Source organism: Pseudomonas sp. SWRI22 (assembly GCF_014268395.2).
In the GTDB taxonomy this organism is placed as follows: Bacteria; Pseudomonadota; Gammaproteobacteria; order Pseudomonadales; family Pseudomonadaceae; genus Aquipseudomonas; species Aquipseudomonas paracarnis.
Map to the genome: position 1 here is coordinate 2,836,229 of NZ_JABWQK020000001.1, position 17,307 is coordinate 2,853,535.

13 protein-coding genes are annotated in these 17,307 nt (G+C 61.4%); 2 read left to right on the top strand and 11 right to left on the bottom strand.

Annotation, left to right across the window (positions count from 1 at the left end):
• Positions 1 to 107 precede the first annotated feature (107 nt).
• Both HU730_RS12480 and HU730_RS12485 read left to right on the top strand, forming a co-directional pair.
• The gene (locus HU730_RS12480; RefSeq protein WP_060764916.1) at positions 108 to 467 is read left to right on the top strand and encodes a helix-turn-helix transcriptional regulator; all 360 of its coding nucleotides are present in this window, start codon (positions 108 to 110) and stop codon (positions 465 to 467) included.
• Complete coding sequence (locus HU730_RS12485) at positions 445 to 1,665, top strand: type II toxin-antitoxin system HipA family toxin (RefSeq protein WP_186526683.1); 1,221 nt, start codon at positions 445 to 447, stop codon at positions 1,663 to 1,665. Before HU730_RS12480 ends, HU730_RS12485 begins: the two co-directional genes overlap by 23 nt.
• A gap of 62 nt (positions 1,666 to 1,727) precedes the next feature.
• Here HU730_RS12485 and HU730_RS12490 read toward each other — a convergent pair whose 3' ends face one another.
• From HU730_RS12490 to HU730_RS12540, 11 genes are all read right to left on the bottom strand, one after another.
• Positions 1,728 to 4,187 (bottom strand): TonB-dependent siderophore receptor, encoded by a 2,460-nt coding sequence (locus HU730_RS12490; RefSeq protein WP_186526682.1) that lies wholly within the window; start codon positions 4,185 to 4,187, stop codon positions 1,728 to 1,730.
• A gap of 92 nt (positions 4,188 to 4,279) precedes the next feature.
• The gene (locus HU730_RS12495) at positions 4,280 to 5,230 is read right to left on the bottom strand and encodes a FecR domain-containing protein (RefSeq protein WP_186526681.1); all 951 of its coding nucleotides are present in this window, start codon (positions 5,228 to 5,230) and stop codon (positions 4,280 to 4,282) included.
• On the bottom strand, positions 5,227 to 5,736 hold the full coding sequence (locus tag HU730_RS12500) for a sigma-70 family RNA polymerase sigma factor (protein ID WP_054922440.1): 510 nt from the start codon (positions 5,734 to 5,736) through the stop codon (positions 5,227 to 5,229). Before HU730_RS12500 ends, HU730_RS12495 begins: the two co-directional genes overlap by 4 nt.
• Positions 5,737 to 5,810: 74 nt before the next feature.
• On the bottom strand, positions 5,811 to 7,256 hold the full coding sequence (locus HU730_RS12505) for an efflux transporter outer membrane subunit (RefSeq protein ID WP_186526680.1): 1,446 nt from the start codon (positions 7,254 to 7,256) through the stop codon (positions 5,811 to 5,813).
• The gene (locus tag HU730_RS12510; protein ID WP_032878511.1) at positions 7,253 to 8,311 is read right to left on the bottom strand and encodes an HlyD family secretion protein; all 1,059 of its coding nucleotides are present in this window, start codon (positions 8,309 to 8,311) and stop codon (positions 7,253 to 7,255) included. The genes HU730_RS12505 and HU730_RS12510 overlap by 4 nt, the downstream gene beginning before the upstream one ends.
• 15 nt (positions 8,312 to 8,326) lie before the next feature.
• Positions 8,327 to 9,862 (bottom strand): MFS transporter, encoded by a 1,536-nt coding sequence (locus HU730_RS12515; protein ID WP_034125415.1) that lies wholly within the window; start codon positions 9,860 to 9,862, stop codon positions 8,327 to 8,329.
• A 227-nt stretch (positions 9,863 to 10,089) separates the two neighbouring features.
• Positions 10,090 to 11,010 (bottom strand): LysR family transcriptional regulator, encoded by a 921-nt coding sequence (locus HU730_RS12520; RefSeq protein WP_034125414.1) that lies wholly within the window; start codon positions 11,008 to 11,010, stop codon positions 10,090 to 10,092.
• A 60-nt stretch (positions 11,011 to 11,070) separates the two neighbouring features.
• Complete coding sequence (locus HU730_RS12525) at positions 11,071 to 11,943, bottom strand: TauD/TfdA family dioxygenase (RefSeq protein ID WP_186526679.1); 873 nt, start codon at positions 11,941 to 11,943, stop codon at positions 11,071 to 11,073.
• Between the two features lie 213 nt (positions 11,944 to 12,156).
• Complete coding sequence (locus tag HU730_RS12530) at positions 12,157 to 13,521, bottom strand: HlyD family type I secretion periplasmic adaptor subunit (protein WP_014716369.1); 1,365 nt, start codon at positions 13,519 to 13,521, stop codon at positions 12,157 to 12,159.
• On the bottom strand, positions 13,511 to 15,667 hold the full coding sequence (locus tag HU730_RS12535; RefSeq protein ID WP_034125412.1) for a type I secretion system permease/ATPase: 2,157 nt from the start codon (positions 15,665 to 15,667) through the stop codon (positions 13,511 to 13,513). Before HU730_RS12535 ends, HU730_RS12530 begins: the two co-directional genes overlap by 11 nt.
• Positions 15,668 to 15,708: 41 nt before the next feature.
• Positions 15,709 to 17,064, bottom strand: coding sequence for a TolC family outer membrane protein (locus tag HU730_RS12540; RefSeq protein ID WP_034125411.1), 1,356 nt, complete (start codon positions 17,062 to 17,064; stop codon positions 15,709 to 15,711).
• Positions 17,065 to 17,307: the final 243 nt, after the last annotated feature.

Genomic DNA, 17,307 nt, shown 5'->3' on the forward strand with positions numbered 1-17,307 from the left:
CAAGCTCGCTCCTACAAAAAACCTTAGCATCGAGCCGGTTTTTTGCAGGTAGTCTTAGAGGCTTGGATGATATAAGTTACCTTTATTGCTTTAAAGAGTGATATATCATGCAAGAAACAGCGAAACCCTACCCGCACAAAGGGTACATCTCAGAGAGAAGCGCTGAGCTAATGAGAGGTATCGGGAACGGTATCGAAGTAGCCCGCATTCGTCGCCGGTTGAAAATCTCCACCATATGCAGCCGCGCGGGCATTACGCGGCAGACGTATCAGCGGCTGAGGCAGGGCGAGGCCGGCGTATCCCTCGGCGTGCTGATGAATGTACTTAGCGCGATGGACTTGGAAGAAGGTATGGCGAGCATTGCGTCACCAGAACTTGACCAGGTTGGCATTACCATGAGCCTCGCCCGTGAGCCTGAGCGAATTCGCACTGAAGGAGAACCCGATGTCCTGGAAGCCGATTGGTAATGCCTTTGTTTTTTCAGCTCACTTAGTCGGTGACCCGGTTCCTGTTGGCGAGGTGGCCATGCATGGGAATGGATTCGTTTTTCGCTACGCCAACAGTTGGCTCGCGCGGCCCGACGCATTTGCGATTGACCCGCTGAGTTTGCCACTGACCCCCAACCAGTATTCCTCGACGCGCATGTTTGGTGTGCTCGACGACGCAACGCCCGACAATTGGGGCCGGCGTGTTCTGCTGGCGACCCACAAACAGCATCCACAAAACGAAGTTGAATGGCTACTTGCCTCGCGGGGAGCAGGAGTGGGTTGCCTACTGTTCAGTGCGTCAAGAAGTCAGTTGCCAACCCTGCACCAACCCCCGCAATTTGAAGACCTTGAGAAAATCATGGTGGGCCTTGATCGAGTCGAGAAGGGTGACGTCGACCTGCCTGCGGAAATCGCACGGTTATTCGAGTTTGGGAGTTCCATGGGCGGCGCCAGGCCGAAGGTCACCGTGACCCATGAAGGCAAGGAATGGATAGCTAAACTCGGCCGTAGCGACGATGTGTTCGACCAGCCACGGGCGGAATTCGCCAGCCTTCAAATGGCGGATGCAGCAGGTCTACCCGCAGCCAAGCACAAGTTGGTAGAGGTCGCCGGCAAACCGGTCTTGATGGTCGAGCGTTTTGACCGACATGAAGCCGCTGGTCGCGAGCACTATGTCAGCTGCAACTCTCTGGTAAGCACTGAGAAGCCGAGAATGCGGGTTGATGCGGCTGACGGTGCCGTTTCCTACTCCAGGATCGCCGACGTATTGAAGAAGGTCAGCGACGATGCCACCTTTGACATGCGTGAGCTTTACAAGCGCATGGCCTTCAATGTGCTCATCGGCAATAGCGACGACCACCTGAAACAAACCGGGCTGCTGCTGACCAGCGCCTCGGGCTATTCCCTTGCGCCAGTATTTGACGTGTTGCCCCACCCTACCCAACTAGGCTTGCAGGCGCTCATCATCGGCAATGAAGGCCGGGTATCGTCTGTCAGTAATTTGCTGAGTACGCCTGAACGCTTTGGGTTGGGGGCGGATGAAGCAAGGTCCATCGTCACGGATATGTATGCCGTCGTGCGAGAAGCCTCCGGCTTTTTCGAAGCGGCAGGCTGTAGCGGTGCCGAGGTACGCATGCTTTCCAATGTGTGTACACGATTTGCAGCGGACCTGGTGTAGGGCGGCAACAGAGCGCACCCTTGAAGGGTGCGCGCCGCAGCAAATATCACCTAAACGCTAAGTTACCAATCGTACGTCAGGCTCGACACCACCGTGCGTCCTTCCCCGTAGTAGCAATCCAAATCACTGGTGCACTGCGAGACGTAGGTCTTGTTGCTGAGGTTCTGCACGTTCATCGCCAGTTTCACGCCCTTGAGCTTGAGCGGCGAGGCGCCCAGGTCGTAGCTCAGGCTTGCATCGTAGACGCTGTAGGACGGTACATTAAAAGCGCCTTCGTAGTCGTCGCCCAGGCTTTGACGGGCATAACGCACGCCTAAGCCCGCGCCCAACCCTGCCAAGGGCGTGTGCGTGTCGCCGAGCACGGTGTAGTTGACCCACATCGAGGCGGTGAGTGGGGAGATGCCGGCCGGGTGGCGACCTTGGCGGCCATCGTTGTCCTTGGTGTATTTGACGTCATTGCGCGCAGCCGAGGCGACCACTTCCCAGGCGTCGCTCAAGACGGCCTTGGCTTCCAGCTCAACACCCCGCGAGCGCAGGGCGCCGCTTTGGGTGCTGAAGGTGGTGTCCACCGGGTTGGTGGTCAGCACGTTTTCCTGATCCAGTTTGTACACCGAGGCCTGGATGAAGCTCTTCTGGCCCGGTGGCTGGAACTTCACGCCGACTTCGTATTGTTTGCCGGTGGAGGGTTCGAAGGGTTTTCGGTTCGCATCAGTGCCGGCCAGCGGCAAGAAGGATTCCGAATAACTGACGAAGGGCGATACGCCGTTATCGAACAGGTACACCAGGCCCGCACGGCCGGTGAATGCCTGGTCTTTGCTGGCAAAGCGGGTGTCCTGTATCGGCTCCTTGTTCACCACATTCGCCCAGTCATAGCGGCCACCGAGTACCAGCACCCATTTATCCAGCTTGATCTGGTCCTGCAGATACAGGCCGGTCTGGGTAATGGTGCGGTCCCAGCGGTACGGTTGGCCGAAGTTCAAGGGCTGGCCGTACACCGGTTTGAACAGGTCGATGATCGGCGGGTTGCGGTCATACAGGCCATGGAACTGCGAGTTGGAATGGTAGTAGTCCAGGCCAACGATGAAGGTGTGGGACAGTGCGCCCGTGTCGAATTCAGCCTGGGCGATGCTGTCCACGCCGAACACTTTGTTGGTCTGCGACCAGTCCACGCCGAAGCGTTGCAGGTAGCGTTGGTCCTGCACGCCGGTATTGGGGTTGGCGACAAAGCGGTAGCCGTGCAAGGGCGCGGTGTAGCGGTCGTCGACCTCGGCGTAACGGGCGTTTTGCTTAAGGGTCCAGATGTCGTTGAGGCGATGGGAAACTTCGTAACCCAGCACGTATTGCTCGCGGTTGTACTGGTTGACGCCCGGCTCGCCGATAAACACATCGCGCTTGATCTTGCCGTTGGGGTTGTCCCACAGCGTGCCGGACGCCGGCAGGCCTTGGGCTTCGGGCACGCCTTTATCTTTCTGGTACTGGGCGAACAGGGTCAGGCTGGTGTCGTCGTTGGGGCGCCAGGTGAGGCTGGGGGCGATGAACTGGCGCTTGTTTTCGACGTAGTTGATTTCGTCTTGCGCGTCATTCGCCAGGCCAGTCAGGCGGTAGAGAAACTGCCCCTCCTCGTCCAACGGGCCGCTCAGGTCGATGGCCGCGCTTTTGTGTTCGTAGGTGCCGGCTTCCAGTACCACTTGGTGTATCGGCGTTTCGCTGGGGCGCTTGCTGACCATATTGACGATACCGCCCGGCTGGTTCTGGCCGTAAAGCACGGACGCCGGGCCTTTGAGCACTTCGATGCGTTCCAAGGAATACGGTTCGATCTGCAACGCGCCCCCGGTGCTGCCACCGCCATAAGGCAGGTGCAGACCGTCCAGGTACAGCGGCGTGGGCGAGAAGCCGCGTGACGTCGGCTCGTCGAACAGTTTGACTCGGTCGGCAAAGCCGCCGGCCGTCATGCCGGGGGTATAGAGCAACGCCTGGGTGACACTCTGGGCGCCACGTGCCTTGATCTCGGCGGCGGTGATCACGTTGATCGTCTGGGGAATTTCCACCAGCGCCGAGTCGGTCTTGCTGCCCGAGGCGCTGCGCTTGGCGACAATACCGTCCACCGGGCCCCAGGCGCTTTCCTGCTCCTGCCGGCCACTTATCTGGGTCGCGCCCAACTGCAAGGCTCCGTCGCCGGAAAGGGCCTGCAACGACCAACCGCCCTGGGATTGCACCGCCGCCAAACCGCTGCCCGCCAGCAAGCGCTGCAACCCCGAACCTACGCCGTAACGCCCTTTCAAGCCGGCGCTGCGCTTGCCGTCGGTGAGCGATGCGTCAACCGACAGCAAGATGCCTGAGGCACTGGCGAAACGGTTCAACGCCTGGTCGAGGCTGCCCGCGGGAATGTCATAGCTGCGCAGCGCTTCGGTGCTTTCTTCGGCTTGAACCATGCTCGGCAGTACAGGCGCCGTTGCCAGCAGGCCGGCAAACAGGCCACGACGCAGCGCGCGGGCCAAAGGTTGGATTGGGTGGTGCGACATGGCAGGACTCCCCGTGAGAACGCTTCTTGATTGGCTTTCAAGAGGTATCCCGAACGGGCCGCAGAAACCGACAAGCCCTGTACAAAGTATTTTCAGACCCGCGCCTTGATCGTTACCCAGTAACGGGTCACCGCCTGCACGTGCACGGGCAATGAACGCTCCAAGGCCGCCAGGATCGCGTCGGTGTCGTTCAGCGGGAACACGCCGGTCAACAGCAGCTTTGACACCGCCTGATCACAGCGCAACAGGCCCGGGCGGTAGCGGCTCAGTTGCGCCACGAACTCACCCAACGGCTGGCGCTCGGCAACCAGACGGTGCTCGGTCCAACTGCCGGCATTGGCGCTCACTGCCGGCAACGCGGTGCTTTGACGCGCGTTGAACCACAGGCTGTCCCCTGCCTGCATATGCACCGGCGCACCCTGCAACGGCGTGACCCGCAGGCGACCTTCGTACAAATCCACGCGGCTGCCGTCGGGCAGTTCACGCACCGCAAAGCGCGTGCCCAACGCCTGCACATCACCGGCTGGCGTTTCGACGATCAACGGGCGCGAGGCGTCGTGGCCGCTGGTCAGCAGGACCTCGCCTCGGATCAGCCGAATACGCCGCTCGGTAGCACTGAAACGCAGGTCTACGGCGCTGTCACTGTTAAGGTCCAGTTGCGTGCCGTCGCTCAAGGTCATATGGCGAATTTCGCCCGTGGCGGTACGCAGCTCTGCAAAGGCCGCTTGCCAGGTTTCACCGCGTTGCACCAGGTAGCCGCTGCCACCGGCCACCAACAGCAGGCCGAGCAGTTTGAGCGCGGCCCGGCGTTGGGTATCCGGGGTGTCGCGCAATACTGCGCGAGCGCTGTCGGCAGGTACGCCGCCCAGGGTGTGTTGCAGCTGCTGCAAGCGCTGCCAGGCGCGGCGGTGTTCCGGGTCAGCGGCCTGCCAGCGGGCAAACGCCTGGCGCTGCTCGCCCTTGAGCTCGTCGCCCCATTGCAGCATCAACCACTCGCTGGCTTGCTCGACAATCGCGGGGGCGATAGGCGCGTCGTGTTTCATTCTTCGTACACCACCTGGTAGCAGGCGACAATGGCGCGGGTCATGTACTTCTGCACCGAGCTGACGGTGACGCCCAGGCGTACGGCGATTTGCGCATAGCTCAAGCCTTCGAACTGCGAAAGTAAAAACGCACGGCGTACATTGTCGGGCATGCGGTCGAGCATGGCGTCGATCTGCATCAGGGTTTCGAGGATCAGCGCGCGGGTTTCCAGGGAAGGCGACTCGGGCTCGGGCAGGTGCGCGATGCTTTCCAGGTACGCACGCTCGATGCGCAGGCGGCGCCATTGGTCGATCACCAGGTTGCGGGCGATCTGCGCCAAGTAGCTGCGGCTTTCTTTGTCACCCGGGAAGCGCCCGGCCACCAGCAGGCGCAGGAAGGTGTCCTGAGCCACATCGGCGGCCTGTTCCCGGTCGCCCAGGCGCTTGCGCAACCAGCCTTGCAGCCAGCCATGATGGTCGCGGTACAGGATGTGAAGCTGTTGCTGGCCGTCAGTCGCGATGCCCATGAAAAGCTCAGAAGTGTTATTGAGAGCAATTATCATTACATCTTATTTGGCGACTGACAAAAACTCTTTCTCGCTCAGCGCACAGCGGTCTGCAACGGGTACACCGACTCCCACCCTCCTCCCAGCGCTTTGTACAGCCCGACCATGGCCAACGACACGCCGGTGGAGCTTTCCACCCACTGCTCCTGCGTCGCCAGCAATGCGCTTTGCACGGTGAGTACGTTGACGAAATCCGCCACGCCTTCGACGTACTGATGTTGCGCAGTGGTCAGTGCGATCTGGTTCTGGCGCACCGCTTCGGCCAGGCTGTCGCGACGCAGTTGGCTGGCGTTGTAGCGGGACAGTTGATCATCGATTTCATGCCAGGCGCGTAGCACGGTTTGCTGGTAGGCCAGCGCCGCTTCCTGTTGCTGGGCTTCACGCAAATCGACCATGCCTTGCAGGCGCCCGCCGTTGAACAGCGGCAGGCTCAATTGCGGGCCGAAGGCAAAGGCACGGGAACCCCAGGAGCCGAAATCCGAGAGCTGCATGGCTTGGGAGCCGAGGCTGCCAGACAGGGTGATGCGCGGGTAGAAGTCGCCCTTGGCCACGCCGATGCTGGCAGTGGCAGCGTGCAGGCGGGCTTCGGCTTGGCGGATGTCGGGGCGACGCTCGGCGAGTTCCGATGGCAGGCCGATCGCGACCTGGCGTTGGGTTTGCGGCACGGGAGCGTCTTTGGACAACTGCGCGTGCAAGGCCTGAGGCGGCTCGCCCATCAGCAGGCTAAGGGCGTTGATCAATTGGTCCTGGCGCTGTTGTAAATCCGGCAGGCGCGCTTCGATAGCCGCGACCTGGGCGGCGGCTTCGGCCACATCCAGGTCGGTGGCCACGCCGTCGGCCAACCGCAATTGCGAGAGCTTGAGGCTGTGGCGCGCAACATCAAGGTTTTGCTCGGTGACGGCACGGGTGTTTTGGACGCCGCGCAGTTGGATATAGTCCTGGGCAGTCTCGGCCAGCACCGATAACAACACGGCGCGACGGTCGTTTTCGGCAACTTCCAGCGTGGCGTCGGCTGCTTCGGTTTCACGCTTGACCCGGCCCCAGAAATCCAGCTCCCAAGAGGCCGAGAAGCCCATGTCCCATTGGTTGAAGGCTGCGCGGCCATTCTCGCCGGAGGGGTCGTTCAAGCCTTTGCCACTGTTACGTTTGCGCTGGTAGCCGCCGCCCGCATCGACATTCGGGTAGCGCTCGGCGGTGGTTACCTGACGTACCGCGCGGCTCTGTTGCAGGCGGCTGCTGGCCAACTTCAGGTCGAGGTTATCGCTGAGGGCGCGGCGTGTCAGGGCTGAGAGCTGCGCGTCGTGGAACACGTCCCACCAGCGCTCCTGCAAGGGATCGCTGACGGCACGGCCGGCAGCTTGTCGGCCCTGAGGTTCGCTCCATTGATTGATCTGCGGGCTCTCGGGCCGCTGGAAGTCGGGACCGACCGTGCAGGCACTCAGGCTGATCAGGCTCAAGGTGAGCCAGGCGAGGTGTTTCATTGCTGGGCCACCTCACGCTGTTGCGCGACCGGCCGGGTGTCGACGCTGGCTTCCACCGACATGCCGACGCGCAAACGCTCGGTCAGTGGCTGGTTCGGTTCGAGGACGATCTTCACCGGAATACGCTGCACCACCTTGGTGAAGTTGCCGGTGGCGTTGTCGGGCTTGACCGAGGCGAAGGTCACCCCGGTGGCAGGCGCCAGGCTTTCCAGATGGCCTTTGAGCAGTTCGCCGTCAAGGCTGTCGACGCTGACTTGCACCGCTTGCCCCGCGTGCATATGCGACAGTTGGGTCTCTTGGAAATTGGCCACCACGTAGGCTTCGGCCAGTGGCACCACCGCGAGGATCTTGCTGCCCGGTGTCACATAGGCGCCGACCCGCACCGCACGCTCACCGACCATGCCATCCACCGGTGCGACAATGCGCGTGTAAGACAGCTGATAACTGGCCATTTCCAGCGCGGCCTGGGCGCGTTTGAGCCCACCTTCGGCGGCGTCGCGCTGGGCGGTGAGGATTTCCACCTGCTTGCGTTCGGCGGCCAGCACGGCGGTGGATTTGGCCAGGCGCGCGGTAGCCTGGTCGATGCGGGTCTTGGCTTGCTGGGCGTTCTGCACGGTGCCCGCACCGACGCCAGCGAGGTGGTTGTAGCGATTCAGTTCATGCTCGGCAAACGCCACTTCTGCGCGATCTGCTGCCACGGTGGCCTGGGCCTGGGCGATCACCGAGCTCTGGCGCTCCAGGGTCGCGCTGGCGTTTTTCAGCTGGGCCTGGGCGACCAGGGTGTCGGCATCGGCGGCCTGGGCGGCGGCGCGAAAATCGCGGTCGTCGATCAACGCCAACAGTTGGCCAGCCTTGACGCGCTGGTTGTCTTCTACCAGCACTTCCTTGATGAAGCCTGCCACCCGCGGCGCCACCAGAGTGAAGTCGGCGGCGACAAAGGCGTCGTTGGTGGTCTGGTGCTTGCTGCCCAGTACGCCCGGCGCAACCAGGTAAACCAACACGCCGACGGCAAATACAGCAATAACGGAGACGGCAATTTTGTCTTTGCGTTTCATGGAAAGTCCTTGAGGTCAGGCCGGAGCGCGAGGCGGATAGATCCGCGTGGGCATCCAGAAAATCAGCAGGATCAACGCCACCGCGACACCGGCCATGACGACGTAAAGATCCGAAGAGGTCAGCACCACGGTCTGCTCGTGCAAGCGGTGGGCGAGGCCCGGCGCGTCAGCGTCGGCCAGGGGCGAATTGCCCAGGCGGTCCACCAACATGGTTGAATGGAAATGCCCGCGCTGGGTGGTCAATGTATCCAGCACCGCAGTGGCGATCACAGCAGCCAGGCCTTTGACGGTATTGAACCAGGCCGAGGCAAACGGCCCTTCGATGGGCTGGATACTGCCGGTGGACAGCATCAGCAGAGGCAACACGGCCATCGGCTGACCGAAAATCTGCAGCAGGTACCAGCCGTAAAAGTCGTCACGAATCCACGCCGAAGTCAGGTGAGAACTGCCGATGCAGCACAGCACCAACATGCTCAGGCCAATGCCCAGCACCCAGCGGCAATCGACCCAGCGCAGGTTGCACAGCGCCGCCACCAGCGGCAGCGCAATCAACTGCGGCAGCGCCATCAGCAGCATCACCGGCGCAGTTTGCAGCGGCCGGTAACCCTGGACCTGGGCGAGGAAACTGGACGGGATGATGATCACCGAGGTCAGCACCATCAGCACGCCGGCCAGCACGATCAGGGCGAAGGCCAGGTTGCGCAGGCCGAGCATCTGCAGGTTGAAGAAGGGCAGCGGCTGTGACCATTCGTTGAGCATGAACAGCACCAGCAACACTGTGCCGCCACACAGCAGGAAGGTAATCAGGCCCGACTCGAACCAGTCCAGGCGATTGCCTTGCAACAGGCCGATCACCAGCATGCAAATCGCCGGGAAGCCCAACAGCAAACCACGCCAGTTGAACTGCTTGAAGCGCTCCAGGCGCAGCGGGTCTTGTGGCAAGCCATAGGCCACGGCCGCCATGGCCAGCAGGCACGGCGCGACGATCTGCCAGAACGCCCACTGCCAACCGACGTATTCGGTCCACAACGCCGCCAGCGGCGTGCCCAGGCTGGGCCCGAAGGTGGCGGTCAGTGCGTAACCGGCCAACCCGTACAACTTGACGTTGGCCGGCAAAAAACGCAGCGCCACGGTCATCAGCATCGGCGGCAGCGCGCCACCGGCCAGGCCTTGCACGGTACGCAGCAGCAGCAGGCTTTCGTAGTTCGGCGCAAACGGGCAAAGGATGCCCAGCACGGTGAACAAACCGATAGCGCACAGGGTGAAGCGACGCAGGGAAAACGTCACCGAACACCACGGCGCGAAGGCCATGGCTGCCACGGAGGTGGCGGTATAGGCGGCGACCAACCACGTGCCTTCATCAAAGCCGATGTACAGCGCGCCACGGATATCGGCGAGAGCAACCTTGGTGACCATCTCGTTGAGACCGGAGACCAGCACCGCCAGCAACACGCCGAGCAAGCCGATGATGATGCGCGGGCCGAACACGGGTGGGCTCGGGGCCGTAGGTTTGGCTGCGGCCTGGAGGACGGGGGCAGCGAGGGACGTCATGAACAGGTAACTCGGAATGAGAAATACCCGAGCAGTTTAATCAGGCACTCTCATGACAAAAAGTTACTTGTTGGCAGGTTATAAGTGCGCCAGGCGCAACTTTGAACATCAACACTGAACCCTGTGGGAGCTGGCTTGCCTGCGATAGCGCCAGTTCAGTAAGAGATTCAGTGACTGACACGCCGCCTTCGCAGGCAAGCCAGCTCCCACATTCATCCGCGTTCGCTTTATACCGGCTGGGCTTCTAGCCAGGTGGCATGACAGCTTTCGCGCATGGTTTCACGCAGCCATTTGTGCGCCGGGTCTTTGTCGAAACGTGGGTGCCAGGATTGGGCCAGGACCAGGGTTGGCAGTGGAATCGGCAAGGCAAATGCACGCAGTGGCAGGTTCAGACGCTTGGCGCTCAGGAGGGCTTCCTTGGGCACCGGCAGCAGCAGGTCGGAATCGGGCAGCATGAACATCGCACCGTGAAAGCCTGGGGCGATCATGGCCACACGGCGCTCCAGGCCTTGGGCATTCAACGCCGTATCGATGGGCCCACGGGCGATGCCGCGCCGGGAGATGCTGATGTGGGAGTAGCTGGCAAAGCGTGCCGCCGTGATTTCTTCGTCGAACAGCGGGTGGTCTTGTCGTGCCAGGCCGACAAAGGTGGTGGAGAACAGGTTTTGCACCTTCACTTCCGGGCTGGCAGGCATGGTGTTGCTCACCCGCAAGTCCAACCGCCCTTCCCGCAGGGCTTCATCGTCAGTGTCGCCTTCGGGCACAAAGCGCAGCTCACACAACGGCGCCACACGCTCCATGGTGTCGAACAGTCGCCCGCCATACACGCCGATGAAAAAGTCATTGGCGCGCACGCTGAAGCGGCGGCGCAAGGTGCTCAAATCGACTTGGTCCGCCGAACGGAACAGCAACGCAGCCTGCTCCACCACATTGCGCACCTGGCCTTGCAGCTCGAGCGCCTTGGGCGTCGGCACCAGGCCACGGCCGGCACGCACCAGGATAGGGTCACCGACCGCTTCACGGATACGCGTGAGGGTGCGGCTCATGGCGGCCGGGCTAAGGTTCATCCGCCGCGCGGCGCCCACCACACTGCCCTCGTCGAGCAACGCGTCGAGGGCGACCAGCAGGTTCATGTCCGGTAGTTGCATGCCAAGCACTCGTAATCGGTTGGGAGTGAACTGGGCGCAATCCTAGCAGGCTTTATCGCGTTAGAAAGGCGCATCACCCTGAATGGTGGTGCGGTACAACTTGCGCCGCAGATGGCTTGGGCACCCGGCGGCCAGGTGGATCAGCGAGCGGTTGTCCCAGAACACCAGGTCGTGGGGCTGCCACTGATGGCGGTAGATGTTTTCCGGCAGCACGCTGTGGGCGTAGAGCTGGGCCAGCAGGTCACGGCTTTCGTCATCGGGCAGGCCGACGATACGGGTGGTGAAGCCCTCGCTGACGAACAGCGCCTTACGGCCGTTTTCCGAGTGGGTGCGCACAACGGGGTGCACCACTTCGGCAACCTGGGCGAGCTGTTCGGGGGTAAGGGTTGGGCGCCAGTTGCCTTCGAATTTGGTCTCGCTGTAGCGCGCCGTGTAGGAATGCGCGGCGCTGCGGCCTTCGACCGCGTTGCGCAGGTGACCTGGCAAGTGCTCCCAGGCTTTGTGCATATCGGCGAACAGAGTGTCGCCGCCTTCAGATGGCAGTTCCTGGGCATGCAGCATCGAACCCAGGCTGGGCAGTTCTTTGTATGACAGGTCCGAATGCCAGAACTTGCCTGCATCCCCCAGGCCGATGGATTGGCCGTTCTCGATGATGTTGGAAACGATCAGGATCTCGGGGTGGTTGGCCAACAGGAACTGCTTGAGCACATGGATCTGCAACACGCCGAAACGGCGGCTGAAGGCGATCTGTTGTTCGGGGGTGATGCGTTGGTCGCGGAACACGATGACGTGGTAGTCCAAGTGTGCGCGATGGATGCGGGCGAAGTCCTGGTCGTTGACTGGGCGGGATAAGTCCAGGCCGATGATCTCGGCGCCGACACTGCCGGGGAAGGGGTGGATGTCAAAGGTTTGGAGGGCGGTGGTGGCAGACATTTGATTCATTCCCGGCGGACAGGGGAGTGAATTTATAGGCATAAGGATGGAAGCTTAAATACCGTTAGCGCATATGGATATGGCGTTTGGTTTGAGCTGTAGCGTGATGCTGACGGCTCACCGGGGGCAAGCCCCCTCCCACATTCTGATTGGTGAACACATTCAAATGTGGGAGCTGGCTTGCCTGCGATGAGGTCGGACAGGCGCTGAAGATCAACGCTCGTGCAACGCCTCGGCCCGCGCCTTGATGATCGGCTTGAGCAGGTAGCTTAGGATGCTTTTCTTGCCGGTGATGATATCCACCGAAGCAACCATGCCGGGGATGATCAGCAGCGGCTTCTCATCGGTGCCCAAGTGGCTGCGGTCGGTGCGCAGAGTGATCATGTAGTAGGTGGTCTTCTTGTCTTCATCCGTGATGGTGTCGGCGCCGATGCGTTCGAGCTTGGCCTTCAGGCCACCGTAGACCGTGTAGTCGTAAGCGGTGAACTTGACCACCGCTTCCTGCCCTGGGTGCAGGAAGGCGATGTCTTGCGGGCGGATCTTGGCTTCTACCAGCAGGGTGTCGTCCAGCGGCACGATTTCAACCATATCGCTGCCCGGCTGGATCACACCCCCAACGGTGTTGACCAGCAACTGCTTGACGATCCCGCGCACGGGCGAGGTGACCAGGGTGCGGCTGACCCGGTCTTCCAGCGCGCGGCCGGTGGACTCGGCCTTGTTCAGTTCTGTACGGGCTTCGTTGAGTTGGGTCAGGGCTTCGCTGCGGAATTTGCCGCGGGTTTCATCGATCTTGCGTTGCACCTCCTTGATCGCCGATTCAGCACGCGGGATCGCCAGGGTGGTAGCGTCCAACTGTCCGCGGGTTTCCATTTCGGCGCGCTTGAGGCGCAGCACTTCTACCGGCGACACCGCGCCCTGGGCCACCAGCGGCTCGGACATGTTGATTTCCTGGCGTTGCAGGGACAACTGGCTGCGGTATTGGCCCTGCTTGGAGGTGAACTCGCGCAGTTCCTGTTGGCGTTGCACGAGTTGTTCCTGCAAGCCGCCGACTTCGTCTTTCAACTGCTGGCGGCGGCTTTCATACAAGGAGCGCTCGTTGGCGGCCTGGCTCGGCGCGGCCTTGAGCACCTCGTCAGGGATGTTCAGCGGGCGGTCATCCACCTGGGCGCTCAAACGCTCGACACGCAGTTGCATGGCCAGGCGCAGGGCTTCGGTTTCCCCGGCGTTGGAGACAAACCGCGTGTCGTCGAGACGAATCAACGGCGCGCCAGCCTCTACGATCTGGCCTTCCTTGACGTACAGCTCGGCGACGATGCCGCCTTCAAGGTTCTGGATTTTCTGCAGCTTGGACGACGGAATCGCCTTGCCGTCGCCACGGGTCACTTCGTCGATCTGGGAGAAACCGGCCCACACCACCAGAAATACAAAGAACGCGATGATTGCCCAGATGGTCAGGCGGATGACCCGTGGCGCATCTTCGATCAGCGCCTTGTTGACCTCGGGCAGCGGCTGGCCCTGCAGCGAATCGGAGCCTTTGAAGTAGCGGCCGACCGCACTCTTGATGGAGTTAAGCAACACTGATCTGCCCCTTCTTCAACGCTTCCATGACCACGGCTTTCGGGCCGTCCGCGAGAATCTGCCCACGGTCGACCACCAGCAGGCGATCAACCAGGGAGAGCAGTGAGGCTCGGTGCGTGACCAGCACCACGGTTTTGTTTTGCACCACGGCTTGCAGGCGTTGCTTCAAGCGTTCTTCACCGGTGTTGTCCATGGCGCTGGTGGGTTCGTCCAGCAGCAGCATGGGCGGGTTGAGCAGCAGCGCACGGGCCAGTGCAACGTTCTGGCGCTGGCCGCCGGACAGGTTCTGCCCACGCTCGCCGACTTGCAGCTCGTAGCCTTGGGGATGCAGGCGGGCAAATTCGTGCACGCCAGCCAGTTCGGCGGCTTGCAGGACCATTTCATCCTCGACGTAGCGCGCACCGCTGACCAGGTTGTCGCGCAGGGTGCCGGCCAGCAATTGAATGTCTTGGGCGACATAGCCGATGTTGTGGCGCAGTTCGCTCACGTCGATCTGGCGCACGTCCACGCCGTCCACCAGCAAGGAGCCGGAGTCGGGTTGGTAAAGGCCAACGATCAGCTTGGCCAGGGAGCTTTTGCCCGAGCCGCTGCGGCCGATGATGCCGATTTTTTCACCTGGCTTGATCACCAGGTTGATGTTTTTCAGCGCCAGGTTCTGCTGGTTCGGGTAAGTGAAGTTCAGGCCCCGGCACTCGATGGCGCCTTGCAGGGTGCGACGGCTCATGGGGCGCTCTTCGAAGTTGCGCTCCTGGGGCAGCTCCATCATCTGGTCCACCGAGGTCATGGTGACCTTGGCTTGCTGATAGCGCGTCAGCAGGCCCGACAGCGAGGCCAACGGGCTCAAGGCACGACCACTGAGCATGTAGCAGGCAATCAGGCCGCCCATGCTGAGGTTGCCGTCGATGATCTGGTACACGCCGAACACGATCATGATCACGCCGGCCAGTTGCTGGATCAGCAGGGTCATGTTCATCGACAGGCCCGACAGCAACTTCACCCGCAGCTCAAGCCGGCTCAGGGTGCCGATGGTCTGTTCCCAGCCGTACTGACGCTCGCTCTCGGCATTGTTGACCTTGACCGCATCGAGCCCGGCGAGGGTTTCGATCAGGCTCGACTGGCGCTCGGCGGCCAGCGCCATGGTGCGTTCCATGGTCGCGACCAGGGGCTTTTGCAAGGCGTAGCCGATGCCCAGGGCCAGTGGGAACGCCAGCACCGGGATCCACACCAGGTGCCCGCCGAGAATGGCGATGACCAGGAAGATCAGCAGCGTAAACGGCAGGTCGATCAGGCTGGTGAGGGTCAGCGACGCGAGGAAGTCGCGCAGGCTTTGAAACTCATGGATGTTCTGCGCGAAGCTGCCGACCCGCGCCGGGCGGTATTTCATGGACATGCCGACGATGCGCTCGAACAGCGTGGCCGAGATGATCAGGTCGGTCTTTTTACCGGCCAGGTCCAGGCACAGGCTGCGCAGGCTTTTGAGGATCAGGTCGAACAGGTAGGCACCGCAGATGCCCACGGCCAGCACCCACAGGGTGGCGGTGGCCTGGTTCGGCACAACGCGGTCGTACACGTTCATCACGAACAGCGGCGCGGCCATGGCGATGATGTTGATCAGGAAACTGGCGGCGATGGCGTCGGTGTAGAGCCAGCGTGAACGCATGAGGGTGTCACGGAACCACGAGCGCGCCCGCGGAATCAGGCTGCCGTGGTTGACGTCGAACTTGTGCTGCGGCTGTGCAAAGAAGACTTTGCCGATGTAGTCGTCGGCCAGTGCTTCGCGCTTGATCAGCACTTCACCGCCGTCGCTTTCGCTGAGCAGGATCCGCGCTTCATCTTCGCCCTCCCAGCCCACCAGCACGGTACTGCGACCGTCCTTGAGCAACAGCAGCGCCGGCAGTGCAATGGTCGGGATCTGTTCCAACTTGCGTTGCAGCAGCCGGCCTTGCAACCCGGCCCGCGCAGCGGCACGCGGTAGCAGTTCGGCACTCAAGCGTTGCGAAGGCAGCGGCAGGCCGGTGGTGAGCATGGCCGCACTGGCCGGTTTTTGATGCAGGGCGCAGAGCGCCAACAACCCGTCAAGTAACGGGTCGTCGTGCAGTGCGCGTGGATCATGACTGAGATGGACTCGACTGACTTCAGGTTCCACGCGGGGCACTCTCGACTAACAGATGGGGCTATTGGGGTGGCTCAATTCATCCCAGGCAGTTGGACTTTAGGTTTCACGTCGTTCTGCACGACGGAGGCCATTGGTGCAACCACTCCCTGGCTCTTGAGCAATTCGCCCATGGTCGCCTTGATTCGGTACTGAGTAAATAACTGAATGTTCTTGATTTCTTCCAGGCGACGGGAAGCGGTGAACAATTCATTTTCGCTGTCGAGCAAATCCAACAGAGTACGTTGACCAAGGCTGAACTGTTGCTGGTAGGACGTGCGTACGCGGGTGCTGTGATCCACGTACTGCTGGGCGACCGGCAATTGCGCATTGGCGTTGTTCAGGGCGTTCCAGGCCAAGCCTAGTTCTTCATTGAGTTGGCGCAAGGCATTGTTACGGATGTCCAGCGCCTGGTTGGCCTGGTAGGACTTCGATTGCAGGTCGGCCTTGTTGCTACCACCGGCGAACAGGTTGAAGCGCATGCGCACCATGGCTTCCCAACCATTGCTGTGGTTGGGATCACCGGAGACGTTGTTGTCGGCGTTGGTACCCAATTCAGCGTCAAAACGCGGATAGAAGTTGGACTTGGCGGCGTCGTACTGCTTCTCGGCGGCAGAGATATCCGACTCGGCCGAACGCAGGATCGGGCTGTTGTCGAGCATCTGGCGACGCGCTTCATTCAGGTCTGCCGGCAGCATGGCCATGAATGGGGCCGGGCGCTCGAGTTCGTCGGGCATCTGGCCGACGGCGCTGAGGTAGTTGACCTGCGCATCGGCCAGGTTGGTCTGCTCGGTGATCAAGTTGTTACGGGCCTGGGCCAGGCGCGCTTCGGCCTGGTCCTGGTCGGCACCGTTGCCGACGCCGCGCTCGGTGCGCAACTTGATCTGGTCGTAGATGCGTTCGTGGTTGCGCAGGTTATCTTCGGCCAGGCGTACGAACTCACGACGGGTCAATACTTCCAGGTAAACCTGGGCAACGGTCAGCGCGGTGCGCTCCGAAGTCCCGAGCAAAGAGTAAGCGCGGGAATTAACGTTGGCTTGTTGACGCCCGACTTCGCTGGAGGTGGCGAAACCGTCAAAAATCATTTGCTGCAGGCGCAGGCTGGATTCACCGCGGTTGAGCGTGTCCCAGTGATTGCCGCCAGGGTTGTTGGCGCGGGTGGTGGCGTTGTCGGTTCCTTGGCGGCCGTAACCGGCGTTCAGGTCGACACGCGGCAGGTAGCCGCCTTGTGCGGCGCGCAATTGGTAATCGGCAGCGATGCGGCTGTTAACACCTGCCTGGATTTCCGGGTGTACATCCAATGCCTGTTGCATGGCTTGGGGCAGTGTCTGGGCTTGTACGAAACTGGCGGCGAGAACGAACGGTATTGCCTTAAACAGGTGCAGACGCATTTAAAATTCCCTAGGACTTCTTGTCTCAAATCACAGCGAGTGGCACCGCTGCGTCGGATAATGGCTGCCGTAATGACCGTACGTCGGAAAGTTCAAAAAGCGGAACTGCTTCACACACATGTAGGACGGTTCGCCGCATAAATATCAATGTGACATTACGGGGCCGATTGTTTAGGATGGCGGCCCTAAGGTCAATAGTTTGGCACTAACTAGATAGCTAAAAAATCTAGCCAATTATTTGAC